Annotated in this window: 18 protein-coding genes; 7 read left to right on the top strand and 11 right to left on the bottom strand. The window is 68.6% G+C overall.

Annotated elements, in window-relative coordinates; all coding sequences use genetic code 11:
• Nucleotides 1–31 precede the first annotated feature (31 nt).
• From OV427_RS49635 to OV427_RS49620, 4 genes are all read right to left on the bottom strand, one after another.
• Complete coding sequence (locus OV427_RS49635) at nucleotides 32–391, bottom strand: DUF1428 domain-containing protein (protein ID WP_267863284.1); 360 nt, start codon at nucleotides 389–391, stop codon at nucleotides 32–34.
• Nucleotides 392–534: 143 nt separating this feature from the next.
• Nucleotides 535–2,061 (bottom strand): hypothetical protein, encoded by a 1,527-nt coding sequence (locus OV427_RS49630; RefSeq protein ID WP_267863283.1) that lies wholly within the window; start codon nucleotides 2,059–2,061, stop codon nucleotides 535–537.
• Nucleotides 2,062–2,096: 35 nt separating this feature from the next.
• Nucleotides 2,097–2,675, bottom strand: a complete 579-nt coding sequence (locus tag OV427_RS49625; RefSeq protein WP_267863282.1) for a hypothetical protein — start codon at nucleotides 2,673–2,675, stop codon at nucleotides 2,097–2,099.
• A 45-nt stretch (nucleotides 2,676–2,720) separates the two neighbouring features.
• Nucleotides 2,721–2,870: a hypothetical protein gene (locus tag OV427_RS49620; RefSeq protein WP_267863281.1), complete on the bottom strand. Its 150-nt coding sequence runs from the start codon at nucleotides 2,868–2,870 to the stop codon at nucleotides 2,721–2,723.
• A 774-nt stretch (nucleotides 2,871–3,644) separates the two neighbouring features.
• Between OV427_RS49620 and OV427_RS49615 the strand changes: the two genes are divergently transcribed.
• On the top strand, nucleotides 3,645–4,613 hold the full coding sequence (locus OV427_RS49615) for a deoxyhypusine synthase family protein (RefSeq protein WP_267863280.1): 969 nt from the start codon (nucleotides 3,645–3,647) through the stop codon (nucleotides 4,611–4,613).
• A gap of 43 nt (nucleotides 4,614–4,656) precedes the next feature.
• Here OV427_RS49615 and OV427_RS49610 read toward each other — a convergent pair whose 3' ends face one another.
• Nucleotides 4,657–5,730 carry a hypothetical protein gene (locus OV427_RS49610; protein ID WP_267863279.1) on the bottom strand — a complete coding sequence of 358 codons (1,074 nt, stop codon included), beginning with the start codon at nucleotides 5,728–5,730 and terminating at the stop codon, nucleotides 4,657–4,659.
• A gap of 209 nt (nucleotides 5,731–5,939) precedes the next feature.
• On the opposite strand from OV427_RS49610, the gene OV427_RS49605 reads away from it, so the two are divergent.
• The gene (locus OV427_RS49605; protein ID WP_267863278.1) at nucleotides 5,940–6,899 is read left to right on the top strand and encodes a metallophosphoesterase; all 960 of its coding nucleotides are present in this window, start codon (nucleotides 5,940–5,942) and stop codon (nucleotides 6,897–6,899) included.
• Between the two features lie 3 nt (nucleotides 6,900–6,902).
• Here OV427_RS49605 and OV427_RS49600 read toward each other — a convergent pair whose 3' ends face one another.
• Together OV427_RS49600 and OV427_RS49595 are read right to left on the bottom strand one after the other, a co-directional pair.
• Complete coding sequence (locus OV427_RS49600; RefSeq protein WP_267863277.1) at nucleotides 6,903–8,495, bottom strand: peptidoglycan-binding protein; 1,593 nt, start codon at nucleotides 8,493–8,495, stop codon at nucleotides 6,903–6,905.
• Between the two features lie 167 nt (nucleotides 8,496–8,662).
• Nucleotides 8,663–8,959 carry a FruA-associating protein, FapA gene (locus OV427_RS49595; RefSeq protein WP_267863276.1) on the bottom strand — a complete coding sequence of 99 codons (297 nt, stop codon included), beginning with the start codon at nucleotides 8,957–8,959 and terminating at the stop codon, nucleotides 8,663–8,665.
• Nucleotides 8,960–9,265: 306 nt separating this feature from the next.
• Here OV427_RS49595 and OV427_RS49590 point away from each other — a divergent pair, with 306 nt between their 5' ends.
• Complete coding sequence (locus tag OV427_RS49590) at nucleotides 9,266–9,697, top strand: hypothetical protein (RefSeq protein WP_267863275.1); 432 nt, start codon at nucleotides 9,266–9,268, stop codon at nucleotides 9,695–9,697.
• A gap of 88 nt (nucleotides 9,698–9,785) precedes the next feature.
• On the top strand, nucleotides 9,786–10,571 hold the full coding sequence (locus OV427_RS49585; RefSeq protein WP_267863274.1) for an endonuclease/exonuclease/phosphatase family protein: 786 nt from the start codon (nucleotides 9,786–9,788) through the stop codon (nucleotides 10,569–10,571).
• Between the two features lie 66 nt (nucleotides 10,572–10,637).
• On the opposite strand, the gene OV427_RS49580 is transcribed toward OV427_RS49585, so the two are convergent.
• The gene (locus tag OV427_RS49580) at nucleotides 10,638–11,114 is read right to left on the bottom strand and encodes a hypothetical protein (RefSeq protein WP_267863273.1); all 477 of its coding nucleotides are present in this window, start codon (nucleotides 11,112–11,114) and stop codon (nucleotides 10,638–10,640) included.
• Between the two features lie 318 nt (nucleotides 11,115–11,432).
• On the opposite strand from OV427_RS49580, the gene OV427_RS49575 reads away from it, so the two are divergent.
• Genes OV427_RS49575 through OV427_RS49565 form a run of 3 tightly spaced genes read left to right on the top strand, consistent with a single transcriptional unit; the run spans nucleotide 11,433 to nucleotide 15,184 of the window.
• Nucleotides 11,433–12,548, top strand: a complete 1,116-nt coding sequence (locus OV427_RS49575; RefSeq protein ID WP_267863272.1) for a sensor histidine kinase — start codon at nucleotides 11,433–11,435, stop codon at nucleotides 12,546–12,548.
• Nucleotides 12,545–13,378, top strand: a complete 834-nt coding sequence (locus OV427_RS49570) for a LytR/AlgR family response regulator transcription factor (RefSeq protein WP_267863271.1) — start codon at nucleotides 12,545–12,547, stop codon at nucleotides 13,376–13,378. The genes OV427_RS49575 and OV427_RS49570 overlap by 4 nt, the downstream gene beginning before the upstream one ends.
• A gap of 51 nt (nucleotides 13,379–13,429) precedes the next feature.
• On the top strand, nucleotides 13,430–15,184 hold the full coding sequence (locus tag OV427_RS49565; RefSeq protein WP_267863270.1) for a hypothetical protein: 1,755 nt from the start codon (nucleotides 13,430–13,432) through the stop codon (nucleotides 15,182–15,184).
• Here the strand turns inward: OV427_RS49565 and OV427_RS49560 are convergent.
• From OV427_RS49560 to OV427_RS49550, 3 genes are read right to left on the bottom strand one after another with little or no spacing between them, the layout of a single operon-like run.
• Nucleotides 15,174–15,977, bottom strand: a complete 804-nt coding sequence (locus OV427_RS49560; protein ID WP_267863269.1) for a hypothetical protein — start codon at nucleotides 15,975–15,977, stop codon at nucleotides 15,174–15,176. The two genes, OV427_RS49565 and OV427_RS49560, sit on opposite strands and share 11 nt — an antisense overlap.
• A 43-nt stretch (nucleotides 15,978–16,020) precedes the next feature.
• The gene (locus OV427_RS49555; RefSeq protein ID WP_267863268.1) at nucleotides 16,021–17,658 is read right to left on the bottom strand and encodes a GMC family oxidoreductase; all 1,638 of its coding nucleotides are present in this window, start codon (nucleotides 17,656–17,658) and stop codon (nucleotides 16,021–16,023) included.
• A 47-nt stretch (nucleotides 17,659–17,705) separates the two neighbouring features.
• Nucleotides 17,706–18,278, bottom strand: coding sequence for a YfiR family protein (locus tag OV427_RS49550; protein ID WP_267863267.1), 573 nt, complete (start codon nucleotides 18,276–18,278; stop codon nucleotides 17,706–17,708).
• Nucleotides 18,279–18,336: the final 58 nt, after the last annotated feature.

Genomic DNA, 18,336 nt, shown 5'->3' with positions numbered 1-18,336 from the left:
TGGAGACGACAGGGTGGAGAATCACCAGGCGTCAGAGCTCGACGAACACCTTGAAGCCGCCGTAGATCATCCGCTTGCTGTCGAAGGGCATGGCCTTGGGGTCCATCATCTTCGTGAGGCGGGGATCAGCCATGACCTTCTTGTTGATGCGGTTCCGCTCGGCGCGCGACTTGTAGACAATCCAGGAGAACACCACGGTCTCCCCCGCCTTCAGCTTGACGCTCTGCGGGAAGGAGGTGAGCTTGCCGGGCTTGACGTCGTCGCCGACGCACTCGAAGTAGGCGAGCGCGCCGTGCTCGCGCCACAGCTTGCCCGCCTTGCGCGACATGGTGCGGTAGGCGGCGATGTTCTTGATGGGAACCGGCACGACGAAACCATCGACATAGGGCATACGTCCTCCACGCTCGGAACCAGCGGTAGTCAGGTGCGGAGATAGTCCAGGCGCCAGCCGCTGTCAGCCGGCATCCCTGGCTCCTGTCGCCCGTGAGATATCCGACGGCGCCTGGAGCGCGTCCTCCCGCGAGGGCGCTCCGCTCAGAACGCCAGCCAGCGCGCGGACGAGACCTTGTCGCCGAAGCTCCAGCTGTTCAGGTTGACCTCGCGGAGGGTGCCACTGCCGATGAGGTCCTTGTAGCTGCCGCTGTAGTTCGAGTCGCCGTAGAGCCGCACGCGCCAGCCGGGCGGGATGCACCAACGGACGGCCGAGGCCTTGTCGTTGAAGGCGTCGATGCTGTGGAAGCTGCCCCAGTTCTTCAGGCCGCCATCCACGTAGTCGTAGATGAAGCCCCGGTCGCTGAAGTCGGAGTCGTCGTAGAAGTCGACGTAGGCGTGTGAGATGTCGGCGCCGCACCGGGCATCCGCCCAGGTGTTGCGGAACTCCACCATCTTCACCGAGCCGGCGGGGCCGTCATCGGCATGCTCGGTGGCGTAGAGGAGGAGGTTGCGGTCCGCGTCGACGAAGACGCCGCCGGCCGCGTCGAGGTTGCACTGCCGCGAGCCGTCGTTGCTGCAGTACAGATGCTTCGACGCGACGTGCTCCAGCCGCAGGTGCCCGTCGATGTTCACCCGGTACAGGTGGGCATGGTCGTCGCTGACGGCGCCCCACCGGAGCCCGCCCAGCCGCGTTCCCACCAGGTAGAGCTGCGAGTCATTGCAGTCGGTGACGAGGTTGAGATTCTGGAAGGGGCCCCAGTCGCCGGAGGCCAGCTCCCCGTCGTACCACTGGTCCGTGCGGAGCCACTGATTGGTGCCGGAGCGGAGGTTGTTCTCGGAGGAGAAGAAGACCTCGAGCGACTTCGCGTCGTACTGCCCGAGCAGCAGCAGGTAGCGCCCATTGGACAGCTTGGAGAGGGACGCGGTCCCCGCGTTCGCGGTGTTGCCCGCGACGTAGGCGAAGGGGCTCGGGTTCAGGCTGGAGTTGTAGTCGTAGAGCGCGATGCGCCCGGCACCGGGGCCCTCTTCCATGGGGAGGGCGACGATGTTGCCCACCGCCTGCATGCCGCCGCCGTGGGTATAGCCGCCGAGCACCGGCAGCGCCGTCACCGCGCGGTCATCCCCGGGCGGAGCAGTGTCCTCGGGTTGGGCGATGCTGGTGGACAGCCGGTTGGAGCGGAATCGCAGCCCATCGCCGTTGCGGGTGGCCATGTGGACCAGGTGGCCCACGTTGCCCCCGGCGTTGCCATCCCGCTTGGACAGGACGAAGTAGCGGCCGGAGCCGAGCGGCAGGCGCTGGATGCCCTCCCAATGGTTGCTGCCCGGGTAGGCGACGTTGAAGTTGAAGGTCCCCGGGGAGAAGCCGAGCACCTCTCCGTGGTCCCTGATGGCATTGAAGCGGGCGGGCACGTCGGGGACACACGGATTGCAGTCCACGCTCCCCCAGGCACACGACGTGTCTCCGCCGAGGGTGACGAGCGAGGCGGCCCGCGAGGTGGCGGCGGGCTCGCTCGCGGTGGCGCCTGGTCCGGTGCTCTCCGGACCACAGCCTGCGAGGCCCGCGAATGACAACAGTCCAGCCAGCGCCAGGGCCGGTGCACGTGAAGGCGTGTGTCGAGACAGGAACATGGTTTCCCCTTGGAAGTGCCGCGGGTGGGAGGCGCTCAGTCCCAGGAATACCAGCGGCGTCGCTCCGAGTCGTAGGTGTGCTTCAGGAAGACGAAGGTGACGCAGGTGATGCCGTAGGCCTTCCTCCGTTCATCGGGTTCCCGGTACCAGCAGGGGGCTCCCCCCGCGCCCTGCCAGCGCAGGTCGTTCGGAGCGGCATTGGGAAGCGCCGTCCACACGGAGGGGGGAAGCTCGGAGAGCTCCTTCGGGTAGTGCCCGTGGGCCCGCTGGAAGTCCTCGACGGCGGCAATCACGGGCGCCGCCTCGTGCTCCACCTGCCGGTGTCGATAGGCGAAGCCGCCCTGGAGTCCCGCGAAGCACAGCACGACCACCGCGAAGTCGAGCGCCGCCCGCGCGGTCCGTCGGTACAGCGTGGTGGCGAACGACACCAGCAGGAGCGGCCAGACGAGGCAGCTCAGCATGTAGGCCATGAAGCTCGTGTAGGCCAGGAGCGTCACGACGACGACGGCGCCGAGCCGGAGGGCCCAGGCCGTCGTGGCGCACCATCGGTTGCGGCGCGGTGGTGGTGCTTCACCTCCCGAGTCCACCGCGGGCGGCGTGTTCCCTGGGGTCATGCGTCGAACGTTACCAGGGTCGCCACCGCCGTGAGTCGAGGCTCCTCAGTCACCTGCCCCGGGGCGCTTCTTGCCCTGCTGCTCCCAGTGCTTCTGCTTCTCGGTGATGCTGAGCCGCGAGCTCCACAGGGCGGGCCCCAACACGACGATGAGCAGGGTGATCAACACGACGCCGACAATGACTTCAAAGAACATGTTCATCCGACACCTCCTGAAACACGGTGGAAATACGACTGAGTGCTTTCGAGAGGGCGTGCGTCGGCCACGAGGGTCCAGGCGCGCGCCGGAGCACTCAGATCAGGAGAGAGCGGATGCGGAGGAAGACAGGTGGGCCCTGGGCACGAGGCTGCTCCCAGAGCGCGAGTGACGGGAGGCGTCCACCCTGGGGAGGGGAGACGCTCATCCATGTCGGAGGCAGTCCCTGCGGGGGGACCCCCAGGAAGGAGTTGCTGGAGGTGTCCACGAAGGTAGGCGCGGGCAGCTTCCAGCCCGGCTCGTCGCAGCAGTCACTCCGCAGTGTCGGCTGGCTGTGCGGAGCCTGCTCCGCCTTCAGCTCACCGTGGGGGCAGTGGCATCTGGCGCGGCGTTTCTCGACCTGCTTCTGACAGTGGTGCGCAGGACCGCTCGCCCCGACGCCCACAGCCTGCCAGCCGAGCAGGAGTGCGAGCGTGAAGATGCGAAGGACCAGCGACATGGTGCTGCGCATATACGCGGGCACCGGAGCCGCCGCAATCCATTGCTCCATGCGCGCTCCGGGCCGAGCCAGCCCCTCGCCTCCCGCGGCTGCTCGCTCGTGGCAGGGAGCCGCGACGGCTCTACTTGCGACGAACACCCGGGCTGATTACAACGGCTCCCGCTTCAGCCACCCGGCGCTTCGATGGCGGCCCGTCCTCGGGCCGTAGAGCGTTCGGTGTGGTGCGCCCTGGCGACAGCCCCCACGCCGACCCCTCGTCGCCGGGAGCTGACCACTTGAACATCAGGGACTTCTGCCGGACCCACTTCAAGCACTTCAACGCAGCGGCACTGGTCGACGCGGCCGACGGCTACGTCCGGCACGTGGAGGGCGGTGGAAAGATGCTCGTCACGCTCGCGGGCGCGATGAGCACGGCGGAGCTGGGAATCTCCCTGGCGGAGTTGATCCGGCGCGACAAGGTCCACGCCATCTGCTGCACGGGCGCGAACCTGGAGGAGGACATCTTCAACCTCGTCGCCCACGCGTTCTACGAGCGAGTGCCGCACTACCGGGACCTGACGCCGACAGACGAGCAGGCGCTGCTCGAACGGCACATGAACCGGGTGACGGATACCTGCATCCCGGAGATGGAGGCCATGCGTCGCATCGAGGCCGTCATCCTGGAGGAGTGGTGCTCGGCGGACCGGGACGGGCGCCGGCACTTCCCGCATGAGTTCCTCTACCGCGTACTCCGTGGCGGCAAGCTGGCCAGCAGCTACCAGATCGACCCCCGACACAGTTGGTTGCTCGCGGCCTGCGAGAAGGACCTGCCCATCTGGGTGCCGGGCTGGGAGGACTCCACGCTGGGCAACATGTACGCGGGACACTGCATCGCCGGAGACGTGAAGAACGTCCACACCGTCCGGAGCGGCATCGAGTCCATGACCACGCTCGCGGCCTGGTACACGGAGACCGCCCCGCGCGCGCCCATCGGCTTCTTCCAGATTGGCGGCGGCATCGCCGGGGACTTCCCCATCTGCGTGGTGCCCATGCTGCACCAGGACCTCCGGCGCGAGGGCATCCCGCTGTGGGCGTACTTCTGTCAGATCAGCGACTCGACGACGAGCTACGGCTCGTACTCCGGCGCGGTGCCCAACGAGAAGATCACCTGGGGCAAGCTCGGCATCGACACGCCGAAGTTCGTCGTGGAGAGCGACGCGTCCATCGTCGCGCCGCTCATCTTCAGCTACGTCCTCGACAGCTGAACCTCGCGGATGGGGCCCGGGCTCGACCGCCGGGCCCCGAGGGTCAGAACCTGACGGCGGCTCCGAAGCGCACCCCGAAGCCGTTCTTGGAGTCGGCCGTGGCGCCCACGAAGAAGCTGGTGTCTGCCTTCGGCTTGTAGTCCACCGTCATCTCGGCCTTCGTCGTGTTCTTGAGGAAGTCCTGGAGCACGTTGCCCTTGAGCGTGAGGCGGTCCTTGTCGAGCTTCCACGTGAACTTCCCGTCCACGCTGGAGAGATTGCCCGACTTCAGGTTGAGCCCCGAGCTCGCCTCGAACGTGCTGCCCCGCTTCACGTTGGCTTCGAAGCGCGCGGTGTTGTTCTGGAAGTCCTGGGTGCCCTTGAAGCCGACAACCCCCTGCTTGACCTTGAACGTCAGGCCTTCTTCCAGCTTGAGGCCGCCCTGGGCGTTGAGGGTGCCGGTCGCCGTGGTGGTGAATCGCCCCTGCGTCCGCTCGAAGCCACCCGAGACCTTTTCGAAGCCATCCTTGTTGAAGTTGGCATTCGCCGTGAGTTTGGTGCCCCCTTGCTTCCACTCGACGCCACCCGAGGCCTTGTCGAAGCCATCCTTGTTGAAGCTGACGGAGCCCGTGGTCGTGGTGTTCTTCGTGAGCTGGAACTTGACGGCGGCGCTCCCGGCGGGAGCGGGCTTGACCAGCCAGTTGCCGAGCTCGGCCTTGAGGGTGAACTCCCCCTTGTCCCCGAGCTTGAGCTTCAGCCCGTCCTTGCCGACGAGGTCCTTGAGCTTTCCAAGGACGGCCGCGGCTCCCGGTGAGTTGGCATTGGGACCCAGGAGGTACTTCTCCGCCTTGTCCAGCCCCACCTTGAGGAGGAAGTCGGAGACGGCCCGCTCCGCGTCCGCCTGGTCCTTCGCCGACAGCTCACGTCCCGGCCGGGGAGGCAGCTTCCCACTGGCCAGGGCCTCGGCGTCCGGCTTGAAGATCTTGCCCAGCTTCTGCTCGAGCTCCTTCAGCGCCTCTTCGACATCCGAAGGGGGCTTCTGCACCGCGTCCTGGACCTGGCCTGCCCGCGTCGGACTGGAGGTGTTGTTCGCCTGGGTCGACGTCGTCCGGGGGCCCACTCCGTTGGTTGGAGCCATGTGTGGAAACCTCTTTCAAGCAGGAGGCACGGCTGCTGCGTCTCCCAGGGGGACGCGGGGGCTCCATTTCTTTTGCATTTCCGACCTGGGCCCGGGCGGTGGGAAGGGGAGGGGACGTGAATTAGGCTCCGCGGTGTCAGCGTCACCGTCGTGCCGAGGAACCTCCCGTGCGTCCCGCCTTGCTCTGCCTCCTGCTGTGTCCCGTTCTCATGGCTGCCGCGCCGCGCACGGAGCCGTATGTCTTCCAGGGAGTGGAGCGCATCGTCGCCGTGGGAGACGTCCACGGTGACGTGGGAGCGCTGCGCGACGTGCTGAAGCTGGCCGGGCTCATCGACGCGCAGGGACACTGGACGGGTGGCAAGGCGCACCTGGTGCAGACGGGGGACATCCCGGACCGGGGTGAGCAGACGCGCGAGGCCTACGAGTTGCTCATGCGCCTGGAGGTCGAGGCGCAAAAGGCGGGCGGCCGGGTCCACGCCCTGCTGGGCAACCACGAGGTGATGAACATGATGGGGGACCTGCGCTACGTCGCCCCGGGAGAGCGGGCCTCGTTCGCGGACCAGAGCCCCGCGCCGGATGCGCCGGGCACGCCCCGGGGAACGCAGGGACACCAGGCTGCATATGGCCCCGAGGGTCGCTATGGCCGCTGGCTGCGCACGCATGCCGCAGTAGTGCGCATCAACGGCACGCTCTTCCTGCACGGGGGGATTGCCCCGGACCTGCCGGAGACGACGCTGGAGGGCCTCAACCGCTGGGTGCTGCAGGACGTGACACCGGGCCAGCCTCCTGGAGGGGCCTCGGCCCGGAACGGACCGCTGTGGTTCCGCGGCTACGCGCTGGACGACGAGGCGCAGTGGGAGGCCGGGCTCACGAAGGTGCTGGGCCAGCTGGGCGCGAAGCGGATGGTGATGGGGCACACGACGACCCAGGACGGACGCATCCGCATGCGCTTCGGGGGGCGGGTGGTGTTCACCGACACCGGCCTGAGCACCGGGTACGGCCACCATCTGGCGGCGCTGGAGCTCCGGGGCGACCGGCTCACGGCCCTGTATCCCGAGGGCCGCGTGCCGTTGCTCGTTCCCAAGGCTCCCGCGCCGAGCCCCTCCGTCCAGGTGCCCGAGCCGGCCGCGGTGCCGCAACCGGCCCGGCGCGAGGCCATCTCCCGCTGACGGTCAGATCGTCGGCCGGAAGATCTTCAGCCCGGTGCGGCCACTGGCGTTCAGCGTGTTGCGCTCGATGAAGTCGCTCACGGACGAGTGGCCGTCGCCGGTGGTGATGGCGGTGTGGCCGTACTTCTGGCCCGCCGTCGTGGAGGTCTTCTCCCAGGTGAGGACGAGGCCCGGAGTCTTCAGCGCCTCGGCCAGCGACATGTGGACCTGCTTGAACTTGTCGCGCGGCAGGTTGTTGTCGATCTGGTTGCCATTGCCCCAGACCTTGAAGCCGAAGGCATTCTGGATGGCCTTGCTCACGCCGGTGGCGCACAGGCCCTGGCTGTTGTAGCCGCCGATGCTCATCGCGGCCGCGTGGCCCGCCTTCGCGAGCTTGCGCATCGCGGGAGTCGCATCGCCCGGGCCGTCGCTCCTGGCCGCCTTCTCCATCGCGGCCAGCGTCTTCGGACCCACCGAGCCCCGGCCCGCACCGGCATCCAGGTGGTGCTCGCGCTGGAAGTCCGCCACGGCCTTCTTGGTGGCGGGGCCGAACTTGCCGTCAGTCTCCAGGCCCAGCAGCTTCTGGAGGTGCTTGACCGAGCCTCCCTCCATTCCCTGCTGCAGGTGCGCCTTGCCGGACTTCACGTCCGCCAGCGCGGGAGCGTCCTTCCACTTGGAGCCGTTGTCGAAGCCGTCCGAGTGGGTGGGCTTGGGCTTGGACAGGTGGTCCAGCGCCTTGTCGAGCGCCGCGTGCGTCTTGGGACCGACGACGCCGTCCGCCTCCAGGTGGTGCTTGGCCTGGAAGCGCTTCACCGCCGCTTCGGTCCTGGGACCGAAGTCGCCATCCACCTTGCCCACGTCGAAGCCGAGCTTCTCCAACTGCTTCTGCAGCTTGGTGACCGGGGCGCCGTGGCTGCCCTCCTTCAGGGTCGGCGCGGAGGGGCTCGGGCGCGGCTCATTGGGGCGCGACGGGCCCGAGGCTCCGTCGGTCTTGCCGCCGAAGTTCGGGGCCAGGGCCTGGGCGCGCGCCCACACGTCGTTGGAGTAGTCATTGCCCGTGGTGCCCACGTCCATGTTCTTGATGGTCTGGACGTTGCCGACACCCGAGTTGTAGGCCGCCACCGCGCCGCGCAATTGCTGCTCGGGCGGCCAGTCCGGGTGTCTGGCCTTGATCTGGTTCTGGTAGGACTTGAGGATGCCGGCGGCCTGGTCGATGTGCGCCGCGCTGAACGGCCCGCCCTTCAGGCTGTGGAAGCGCTTGTCCACCTGCATCAGGCCGAAGCCGTTGCCGTGGTCGCCGAAGCCGCGGCTGTCGAGCGCCGAGCCCCCGCGAGACTCACGCGAGGCGATGGCCGCCAGCAGCGCGGGGGGCAGGTTGTACTTCTTGCCCGCGGCGGCGAACTCGTCGGCGTACTTCTTGATCTTGGGCAGGTCCGTCTGCGCCATCTTGCGCGAGGCGGCGACTCCGCCCTGCAGCCCATCCTGCCGGGCGGTGGCCGAGGAGGCGCCGGTGGGCTGGTACTTGGAGAGGATGGCGTTCGGGTTCGAGGCCGCCGCGGAGGCGGTGGCGCGCGTCGCCTGGGTCTGAGACGCACGAACGGCAGAAGTCGTCGTCATGAGGCAAATTCCTTCCGGCGGGCCACGGGCGGCCGCTGCTCCAGATTCCTGGTTATCGAGAATCGGGGAGGGGAAGTTGCGAGGCCGGGTGCGGAAGGCGGAGGGCCTGGAACCCATGGATTCCAGGCCCTTCGGAGGCCAGGGGCGTTGACGAGGCCCGCAGTCCGTCAATCCTGGTCGCGTCGGGGATGGGCCTTGGCGACACGCAGGGCCCAGGCCTCCGCCGAGTCGAGCTCCGCCCGCGCGCTGGCATAGCGGTCGAGGCTCGCGTCGGTGCCATCGTGGGTGAAGATGGCATCGTGGAGCTCCTTCTGGGCCCGGGTGAGGCGGAGGCTCGTCTGCAACCACAGCCGGGACGCCATGGCCGGAGTGAGCTCCACCTGGGTCGGGTCCCAGGCCTCCAGCACCGCGAAGTCCGCCGACGTCAACTCCTCAATTCCTACCTGCTCGTGGGTCATGTGCATGGTCGGATGTTTGCCATGGCTGTCCGGGCAGGCATCTGACCTCCCGGGCAATGAGTCGGTAGGTGTTGAGCAATCGCTGACAGTTCCATCCTCTCCGAGGGCACTGCCTTCCCAGGGAATCCAAGTTCCGACGAGCCTGGAAACTTCAAGGCTTCCGAAGGGAGCCGCTCCTTCCTGTGCGCGCTGCGCCCGGCAGCCCTCCAACCACTTTCGAGAACCGAGTGAGCGTCGGTTCAGACAAACGCGCGCAACAGGCGTTCAACCCACCAAAGGGGAAACGGGTCCCCCACATTCAAGGGGTTGTTCATGAAGGTCAGCACGCTGTTTGCCTCGCTTTCGGTGGCCGCACTGGGCATGGGCTCTGCTCAGGCTGCGACCCTGACGTTCACGGTCCAGAACAAGATCACCACCACCACGATCACCAATAGCTATCTGAATGCGTGTGCCGCGATCATCCCGACTCTCGGCCCGGTGTCGGCCAACTCGACGTCTGTGGTGTACCAGACCAGTTGCGGCACCACGACGGCCGCCCACTTCGATTACACGAACGGCAGCAAGACCTGCCGCTTCAGCCTGAGCAGCATCTACACCCCGCCCAATCCGCTTACGGGCGCCTCTGCGTACTGGACGCCGAGTGGAACGGGCACCTCACGAGGCAGCACGTCCGCGATCTGCAAGGCGACCCTGACCTCCATTGGGACCAGCGGCAATTACACCTGGGCGCTGTCGATGCAGTGATGCGCTGGCGGCAGGGTCCACTGTGGGTGGCGCGCGAGGTTGGCCGGCGCGATGATGTCTCGAGCTGGCGAACCTGGAGGACCTGCCGATGGCGGTGGATCTGCGAATTGCCTCGTACAACATCCTGGCGGACGCCTACATCAAGCCCGAGTGGTTCCCGCACACGCCCGCGGACGTCCTCCGGCCGCAGAGGCGCGAGGAGGCACTGGCACGCCGGATTGCGGAGCTGGACGCGGACATCGTCTGCCTGCAGGAAGTGGAGCCCGACCGCTTCGCCGCGCTCCAGCGGGAGCTGGAGCCGCTCGGGTACACCGGCGTGCTGGCCCTGAAACAGCAGGGCCGGCCCGACGGCTGCGCGGTGTTCCACCGCCTGGAGCGTTGCCTCGGCCACCGGGCCCATTACTTCAGGGACCGACTGGAGGACGGGCGCATCTCGGGGCACCTGGCGCTGGTCGTGGACTTCGACGTCGGAGGGGACCGGCTGCGCGTGGCGTGCACGCACCTGCGCTGGGATCGGCCGGACAGGCCCGTGGAGCAGCACCAGGGGATGCAGGAGGCGACCGAGCTGCTCGAGGAGTTGGTCCAGAGGGACTCGGAGGCCCTGTGGGTCGTGTGCGGCGACTTCAACGCGCAGCCCGGGGAGCCGCTGGTCCGAGCGTTCGCGGAGGCCGGGCTGCGCGATGCCTATCAGGGGCGGCACCAGCCGACCTGCAACGCCAACGACAGAGCCAAGGCGATCGACTTCCTCTTCCACTCGCGTGCCTTGGAGGCGCAGCCGGTCCGGCTGCCGGAACTGGACGACCGGACGCCGATGCCGTCGGAGACCGAGCCCTCTGATCACCTGCCGATCGCCGCGCGGCTGCGGCGCGCCTGAGCCGCAGCAGCTGCCGCTTCGGCCCCTGGCGCGCCACGGCACCCAGCTCCGCGAAGCGCGCTACCCTCAGGGTATGCAGAGCTCGCCCGTCACCCGGGTGACGATGGTGTCGCCGTTGTCGAACTTGACGCCGCTCACGAAGAAGTAGCCCGTCGCGCCGGCGAACGCCCCCGTGCCATCCACGATTTGATGGTGGGCCGTCACGAAGCCGGCATTCGTGATGCCAGTCTCGCGCGCGACGAGGGTGCCCTCCTTGAGGGTGTAGTGGAAGAAGCCGTTGTAGCTGACCCATCCCGGCGAGCCCGGCGTCAAGGCGCGCACCTCCTCGCCCTGGAAGTGCGTCACGCCGCGCAGGCCGTGATTCCCTTCCACCTCACCCAGGAAGCACGACCTCGCCGGGTTGAGGCACCCCTGCGTGGACTTGTGCTCCACCAGGTCCGCGTGGAACTCCTTGCATCCGCCCGCCCGCGCCGTGGGCGCGTAAGCGAGAACGTAAACCGGGACCACCACCGCCAGGGCCTTCATGACACTCGCTACCCGCATGGGGATACCTCTCCAGTCGTTGAATGGGCGCTGCTTCCTCGGACGCCCCGCGAGGAGGAGTGGGCTGCTCGTACGCCATCCCCGCGAGGTGCGCCCCTCAACATGCGCGCCGTGCGCCGCGGATGACGCGACTTTGCAGTGAGCCGGCGGCGGAGCACGGCGAAGCGGCCTGGCGCGGGTCCGAGCCGGGGGGCTCTCGGGGGCCGTTGAACCGCGGCGTTCGCGCGCCGCACCACGGGGTGCTGTTGCCCCTCCCGTCGCGCGGCGGGACGCACCCGTTGGGACTAGAGTGCGGCTGACCCGAGAACCCTCATGCCCATGCTCTCTTCCCCCGTGGTCATCTCTCGCTGGCGTGCAGCGGCGCTCATCTTCTCTGCGTGGACGCTCGTGGGTTGTGTGGCGGTCGCCGGGGGCGTAGCGGCCGCGCTCTCCACCGGCAGGCCCCTGCCCAGCACCTTCTTCTTCTTCAGCAACATCCTGGGGATGTGGCTATGGGCGCTCTATACGCCCCTCATCTTCACCCTGTGCGAGCGCTACCCTCTCGACGGGCCGGCATGGCGCCGCGGCGTGGGCGCGCACGCGGCCCTGTTCCTGGTCCTGTGGAGCCTCGAGTTCGCCTTCGGCTCGGTGCTGGACCTGTTCGTCGAGCACCCGCAGCGCCCGGTGCTGCACTACTTCTTCAGTGCGCTGATCTACTGTCTCTTCTGCTACCTGGGCGCTCTCGCCGTGGGCCACGCACTGCGCTTCCACCGGCTCTACCTGGAGCGCGCCGTGCGGGCTTCCGAGCTGGAGTCACAGCTGCTGCGTTCCCAGCTGCTGGCCCTGCAGATGCAGCTGCGCCCCCACTTCCTCTTCAACGCCCTACACACCGTGTCCGGGCTCGTACGGACCGACGACAAGGAGGGGGCGCTTCGGGTGGTCGCGGGTCTGGCGGATCTGCTGCGGGCGGTGCTGCGCGGCGACGCGAACCAGCAGGTCCCCCTTCGCCAGGAGGTCGAGCTGGTCGAGCGCTACCTGGGCATCGAACAACTGCGATTCCAGGAGCGGCTCCACACGGAGCTCCAGGTAGACCCGGAGGTCCTCGAGGCGCTCGTCCCCCAGTTGCTGCTGCAGCCGCTCGTGGAGAATGCCGTGCGCCATGGGACGTGCGTCCAGGAGGGCGAGGGGCGGGTGTTCGTCCACATCCGGCGGGAGGCGGAGATGTTGTGCCTCTCGGTGGAGGACTCGGGGGCGGGGAGCGCACCCGGCGGGGCGCATGACGCGCCTGGCTGGCCGGAGGGAGCCGAGTCTGGAGGAATTGGCCTCGCCAATACTCGAGCCCGCCTGCGTCATCTGTACGGGGAGCGTCACCGGTTGTCACTCAGACGGACCGAAGACGGCGGCACGGTCGCCGAGGTGGCCATTCCCTTCCTGCGCGCGGAAAGGGCCTCATGAGCACGCCGCTGCTCTCGGAGCGCATCCGCACCCTCGTCGTGGACGATGAGCACCTCGCCCGCAAGAGCCTCCGGTTGCTGCTGTCGGCGGACCCGGACATCGAGGTGGTGGGCGAGTGCGCGACGGGGCGCAAGGCGATCCAGGCGCTCCAGCAGGGCCCCGTGGACCTCCTCTTCCTGGACATCCAGATGCCGGGCGTGGACGGGTTCGAGGTGCTCCAGGCCGCGGGGCCGGGTGCAGCGTCCGCCGTGGTGTTCGTGACGGCCTTCGACACCCATGCGCTCCGGGCCTTCGACGTGGGCGCCATCCATTACCTGCTCAAGCCCTTCGACGACGCGCGCTTCGCCAGCGTCCTCGCACGCGCGAAGGCGCACGTCAGCGGGCTCCGGGTCCAGGGGATGGCACGCAAGCTGGGTGAGCTGTGCGCGGCCGTGGCCCCCGCTCCCGCCGCGCCGCCCGCCCTGGCCCCCACGTACCTCGAGCGGCTCGCGGTGAAGGAGGCGGGGAGGGTGCTCCTGGTTCCCGTCGAGCAGATCGACTGGGCCGAGGCCGAGGACTACTACGTCCAGGTCCACGTGGGCGGCCGGGCGCACCTCCTGCGTCAGTCGCTGCGTGAGCTGGAGGCGCAGTTGGACCCTCGCCGCTTCCTGCGCATCCACCGCTCGACGCTCGTCAACCTGGAGCGGGTCAAGGAGCTGCAGCCCCTCTTCCACGGCGAGTTCTGGGTGCTGCTCCACGATGGACGCCGCCTCAAGCTGAGCCGCAGCTATCGCGACCGGCTCGACCAGGTGCTCTCCGTACGCCGAGGACGTGAGCCACCTCTTGAATGAAGAAAGTGGGAGCCGGCTGCTAGGGTGTACGCCTTTACAGGAGATACACCATTGCATTCACCCAAGAGGCATGAGGCGGGCGCTGTCTCACGGTGGCGCTCGAGCGTGGGCTGGGCGGTGGCGGTGTTGCTCACGGCGGTACCCGCCGCGGCGCGGGCGCCCGACGCAGTGTCCGGCGCGGCCAGGCCGGCTTCCGTGGTGCGGGCGCTGGGGCTGACGGCGATGCAGTATGGCCAGCAGTTCGTCGTCACCTGCGAGGATGATGACCCGTCGCCCTTCTTCTATCCGGGTCCCGGTTGTGCCCGGGTGGAGGGGATGAGCTTCGACATCCACCGGGACAACTGGTCGTCCAACTACCTCAACTACGACGACCCGCAGGACCCCTCCAACGCGGGACTGCTCACCCGTCAGGGATACATCTCCCTCCAGCTCGCGGACCCCACCGCCTACAAGGCCCTGGCGCTGCTCAAGGCCTACCAGGCGACCGGCAGGACTGCGTTCCTCCAGCGCTTCCGGCACGCCTTCCTGCGGCAGATTCTCGACAAGCAGCTCCCCAGCACGGCCCTGGGGCTGGGCGCGGTGCAGACCTTCCAGGCGTCCTATTTCCCGGACCCACAGCAGGACGTCACGCTGGACGCGACGGGGGCCTTCGCCAACTCCGCCACGCTGGCGGGCGGGGTGGATGGCGTGCTCGGCACCGCCGATGACGTGCTCACCTGGATGTGGAACGGCCACGCCGGCTTCAACTTCGCCGCGCTCGCGGAGGTCCTCGCCACCTATGCGCAACTGACGGGAGACACGCAGGTCCTGCCCGCCGTCGAGCGGGCCGGGCGCTTCCTGCTGCGGCTGGAGCGGCGCACCCCCACGGGTGAGCCGGAGGGAAGCTGGGCCTACGGCGTCGCGCCGGCCAACGGGTTCCCGAACCGGATGACCACCGGCATCATCGGGGTGACGCTGCTGAAGCTGTCCACGCTGCCGTCGCTGCCCGGGGCCGCCGACTTCCGGGCGGGGGCTCTGCGCGCGGCCACCTGGCTGCGGCAACAGCCTGCTGCCGGGGTGGACCCGGTCTCCACCGGTGCCGAGCTCCGGCTCCTCCTCGCGGCAGGCGAGCAGACCGCGGCCGTCGCCGCGGCGGACGCGCTGCTGGCCCGCATGACGACGCCCGCATGGTTCCCCTGGGGAGACCCCCGTTTCGAGGATGACCTGCATGCGCTGGGAGGCATCGCCAGCCCCTGGGGCACGGGAAGCCTCCAGTCGCCCTGGTTCGCCACCTACAACGTCGCCGGCCTGCTGGAGCTGGGCCGGGCCACCGGAAGCGCCCGCTACACCCTTGCCGCCACGCTGCTCGTCGGCTGGCTCGCCGACAAGATGGCCGTGGCCCGGCGCGACGAGGATGTCGTGCACGTGCAGGACCTGCGCGGCGGACTCGTGCGCATCCACGGAGGAAGCTGGTGGGGCCTGGTTCCCGAGACGTATGAGCCGAACACCGGCACCTACGTGGACTGGAGCGGCGCAGAGCTGCGGACGGTGCCGGGCCTCGTGCTCGACTGGGTGGCCGCGCCAGAGGTCGACCTCTCGCAGCGGTCCACCTCCTGGATGGAGGCTCGGCTCGGACTGGACTTCGAGCGGCTGCTCCACGACCGCGTGCGCGGCGACGCGTACTACGCCCACATCAGCCAGGTGTACCCGTGGAACGGCTGGACGTTCGTGCCGCGGAACCTGGGCGAGGTGAGCCCGTCCATCAACCCACTGCTGGCCGACGACGCCGCGCTGGCGCTGCTCGACTACGTCGTGCTCACCCCTTGACGTCGATGCGGGAGCGCCAGCTCCCCCACAGCGGAGGGGTGCCCGGGTAGCGGTCCTCGGACTCGGGCACCCCCAGGTGCTCCCTCAACGCGCGCCGGCCGAGGAAGGTATTGGCGTGGTAGGCGAGCGCCTCCACCGGGTACCTCGACGCGGCGCCCTGGGGGCACGCCCACCGGGCATGGCACGTGCTGGCGCACTGCATGGATTCGGCGTGGAAGGTGCTGCACCGGTCCACGTCCCAGGTGCCCCCGGGGAAGGCCCCGCCGGGACAGGCGGAGACGCACGGCGCCGGGCAGCCGGAGCAGAGGTCCGGCCCCCCCGGCGCGCTGGCGGGCAGCACCGCGTCCACGAAGCAGGCGGCCCGCAGGCCCACCCACGGTCCGTGCTCCGGATGCATCAGCAACCGGAGCCGGCTGTCGGTCCCCAACCCGGCGAGGTACCCGAGGAGCCGGAAGTCCACCTGGAAGGGCGCATCGGACGCCGCGAAGTACCACCGGCGCGAAGTGTCCCCCAGGACCGCGTCCGCCCGTTGCACCTCTCGATGCACGAAGGCCTCCAGCGGGTGGGGCTCGTGCGTGAGGCGGCGGGTGTCTCTCTCGAGGTCCGCCAGGAAGGCCCGCCACAGCGCCGGGCCCCCGTTGCCCACCACGACGATGGAGCGGGCTCCCGGCATCAACGCATGGGACTGGCGGGCCGGTCCTACCCGAGCGTCATATCCGGCGAGGTCCGCCACGCCGAGCAGGTTCAGGCCCGAGTCATGAAGCCGGGCGCGCAGCGCATCCAGGAGGGACATGAGTCTCGGGATGATGGCATGTCGACGGCCGGAGCGCGTCACCTCACCCGAGCTCGAGGAGCAGCCTGCCAGCGCGATCTCCGACCATCATGGACGCCGCATTGGTGTTCCCCGAGGGGACGGTGGGCATGATGGCGCCGCTCGCCAGCCGCAGCCCCTGGACTCCCTTGACCCGGAGCAGGGGATCCACCACCGCCAGGTCGTCCGTGCCCATCCGGCACGTCCCCACGGAATGGAAGTCGCTCTCGGAGTACTTCCGGATTGCCTCCTGGAGCTTCGCATCCGTGGAAACCTCTGGCCCTGGCGTGTGCTCCACGTCCTCCAACCAGTCGCGCAGCCCGGGCGCTCCGAGCAACTGCCGGATGGCCTTGTAGCCCTCGAGCTGGTTGGCCATGTCCTCGGGCGTGCCCAGGAAGTTCGGATCAATGAGCGGGGCGTCCTGGAAGTCCGCCGAGCGCAGCTTCACGCTCCCGCGGCTTGTCGGGTGCAGATTGATGAGCCCCAACGCCACCGCTTCGGAGGGGTAGGAAGCCCAGCCATACCGCATGTAATACGCCTGGACCTGGAACTTCGGCATGCCTGACCGCGGGCCTTCCCCGAAGAAGACGCTCACGTCCATGGTGGTGACATGCGATGCCGGCTCCGGCTGCCGCAGCTTCCTCACCGCCACCGAGATGAGGTGGTCGTGCAGGTTCCTTCCCACGCCCGGCACCGCCGCCACCACCGGGATGCCATGGGGCGACAGCTCCGCCGGATCGCCAATCCCCGAGAGCATCAGCAACTGCGGCGTCTGAATGGTGCCCGCGCAGACGATGACCTCGCGCGAAGCCTTCAGCGTCTGCTCCACTCCATCCTGGTCCAGGACCACCCCTTCGGCCTTGTTGCCGCGCACGGCGATGCGCTTCACGTGGGCACCCATGAGAATGCTCAGCCGGGGGTCGCCGACACTCGGCGCCAGGAGGGAGGAGAAGGCATCCAGGCGCCGGCCGTCCTCCGTCACGTTCAACCAGGTGTAACCCACGCCGAGCTGCTGCTCGCCGTTGGGGTCCGGGTTGAACGGATGGCCAAGGTTCGCGAACGCCTGGACCATGGCCTGGGACAGCGCACCGCGGGCCGTCAGCGCCGAGGTCGGCTGGAGCGCCGCACGCACCTGCTGGAAGGAGGGCTGCACACCGTTGAAATCCCAGCCGGAGCACCCCGAGGCGGCCCAGCCGTCGAAGTCGCCCTTGTTGCCATGCACCCAGACCATGCCGTTGATGGAGCTGCTTCCGCCCACCACCTTGCCGCTGGAGTAGGACTGCTGCTTGTCCATCAGCTCTCGCTGGGGCACGGACTTGTAGCCCCAATCCACCTCGGAGTCGGGCAGCGTCAGCTTCCAGGCCTGGGTGAAGTCGCGGACCTCCTCGCGGTCGTTCGAGCCTCCCGCCTCGATCAGCAGGATGCGTGCCTTGGAGCCCGCAAGCAGCCTGGCCGCGAGCGTGCAGCCCGCCGAGCCCGCCCCCACGATGATGTAGTCATATTCCGAGGTGGGCGCCGAGCAGCTGAACAGTGTCTGGGTTCCCACGGCCGTGGCCGTCAGGCCGAGCAGCGTCAGGAATCCACGGCGGGAGAGCCTCCCGGCCTGGAGCTGTTGGAGGAGCTGCGTCTTGCCAGGCGGTGGGGAGGAGGTCTTCTTCGTCATGCGGGCAAACTCGCTGTGAGGGGAGACCTGGAGTCAGGGTGCGGCAGCTACTTCACCATCTTCGCCAGGCGGAGCAGGTCACTGCCGAAGGAGACCCCCTCCTCCGCGCTGGCCTGCGGATTGATGAGGATGGTGTTCTTGTCCCCGGAGAGGACAATCCCCAGCGAGAGCCCCCGCTCGACCAGGGCAGCGGAACCCGTGATGGTGAGCACCTTCGCCGAGCGGCTGATGGCCTTGAGCGCGTCGACCTCGGCCTCGAGCCCTTCGCACACGAAGAGCGCGTCGAGCCCTTGTGTCGCGACGGCGCCCTTGAGGGACGCCGCATCGGTGTAGGCCAGCCTCACGACCTGGAGGGGCATTCCCTGGACCTTGAGCGCCCCCAGCCGGGTCAGGGCCTCCGTCCATTTCCTGGAGCTGTCGACAGAGCCGGAGTGTCCCTCCTTGAAGAGCACCGCCACGGCCAGCGAGCCACCCGCGCGTTTGCCGAGGTTGTTGTCGTAGGCAAGGGCCCGGAGGGTGATGACGGCCTGCCGGTCCACGAGGGGGTCCGCTCCGGCGCGGCCGCTCGCCAGGAGGAGCCCCAGGGGTAGCAGGACCCAGCCGGAAGCAAGATGGCGCAAGCGGGGACGGCCAGGATTCGAGGGAGTCATCGCGTTTCTGTCCGGAGCAGAGGAGAAG

It is taken from the genome of Pyxidicoccus sp. MSG2 (assembly GCF_026626705.1).
GTDB lineage: Bacteria > Myxococcota > Myxococcia > Myxococcales > Myxococcaceae > Myxococcus.
The sequence above is the reverse complement of the archived record's forward strand: the minus strand, read 5'-3'. Positions and strand labels throughout refer to the sequence as shown.

What these genes read in the sequence shown, in the direction of transcription:
- OV427_RS49635 (WP_267863284.1), bottom strand. Translation starts at nt 391, where the DNA reads ATGCCCTATGTCGATGGTTTCGTCGTGCCGGTTCCCATCAAGAACATC.
- OV427_RS49630 (WP_267863283.1), bottom strand. Translation starts at nt 2,061, where the DNA reads ATGTTCCTGTCTCGACACACGCCTTCACGTGCACCGGCCCTGGCGCTG.
- OV427_RS49625 (WP_267863282.1), bottom strand. Translation starts at nt 2,675, where the DNA reads ATGACCCCAGGGAACACGCCGCCCGCGGTGGACTCGGGAGGTGAAGCA.
- OV427_RS49620 (WP_267863281.1), bottom strand. Translation starts at nt 2,870, where the DNA reads ATGTTCTTTGAAGTCATTGTCGGCGTCGTGTTGATCACCCTGCTCATC.
- OV427_RS49610 (WP_267863279.1), bottom strand. Translation starts at nt 5,730, where the DNA reads ATGGCTCCAACCAACGGAGTGGGCCCCCGGACGACGTCGACCCAGGCG.
- OV427_RS49605 (WP_267863278.1), top strand. Translation starts at nt 5,940, where the DNA reads ATGGCTGCCGCGCCGCGCACGGAGCCGTATGTCTTCCAGGGAGTGGAG.
- OV427_RS49600 (WP_267863277.1), bottom strand. Translation starts at nt 8,495, where the DNA reads ATGACGACGACTTCTGCCGTTCGTGCGTCTCAGACCCAGGCGACGCGC.
- OV427_RS49595 (WP_267863276.1), bottom strand. Translation starts at nt 8,959, where the DNA reads ATGCACATGACCCACGAGCAGGTAGGAATTGAGGAGTTGACGTCGGCG.
- OV427_RS49590 (WP_267863275.1), top strand. Translation starts at nt 9,266, where the DNA reads ATGAAGGTCAGCACGCTGTTTGCCTCGCTTTCGGTGGCCGCACTGGGC.
- OV427_RS49585 (WP_267863274.1), top strand. Translation starts at nt 9,786, where the DNA reads ATGGCGGTGGATCTGCGAATTGCCTCGTACAACATCCTGGCGGACGCC.
- OV427_RS49580 (WP_267863273.1), bottom strand. Translation starts at nt 11,114, where the DNA reads ATGCGGGTAGCGAGTGTCATGAAGGCCCTGGCGGTGGTGGTCCCGGTT.
- OV427_RS49575 (WP_267863272.1), top strand. Translation starts at nt 11,433, where the DNA reads ATGCTCTCTTCCCCCGTGGTCATCTCTCGCTGGCGTGCAGCGGCGCTC.
- OV427_RS49570 (WP_267863271.1), top strand. Translation starts at nt 12,545, where the DNA reads ATGAGCACGCCGCTGCTCTCGGAGCGCATCCGCACCCTCGTCGTGGAC.
- OV427_RS49560 (WP_267863269.1), bottom strand. Translation starts at nt 15,977, where the DNA reads ATGTCCCTCCTGGATGCGCTGCGCGCCCGGCTTCATGACTCGGGCCTG.
- OV427_RS49555 (WP_267863268.1), bottom strand. Translation starts at nt 17,658, where the DNA reads ATGACGAAGAAGACCTCCTCCCCACCGCCTGGCAAGACGCAGCTCCTC.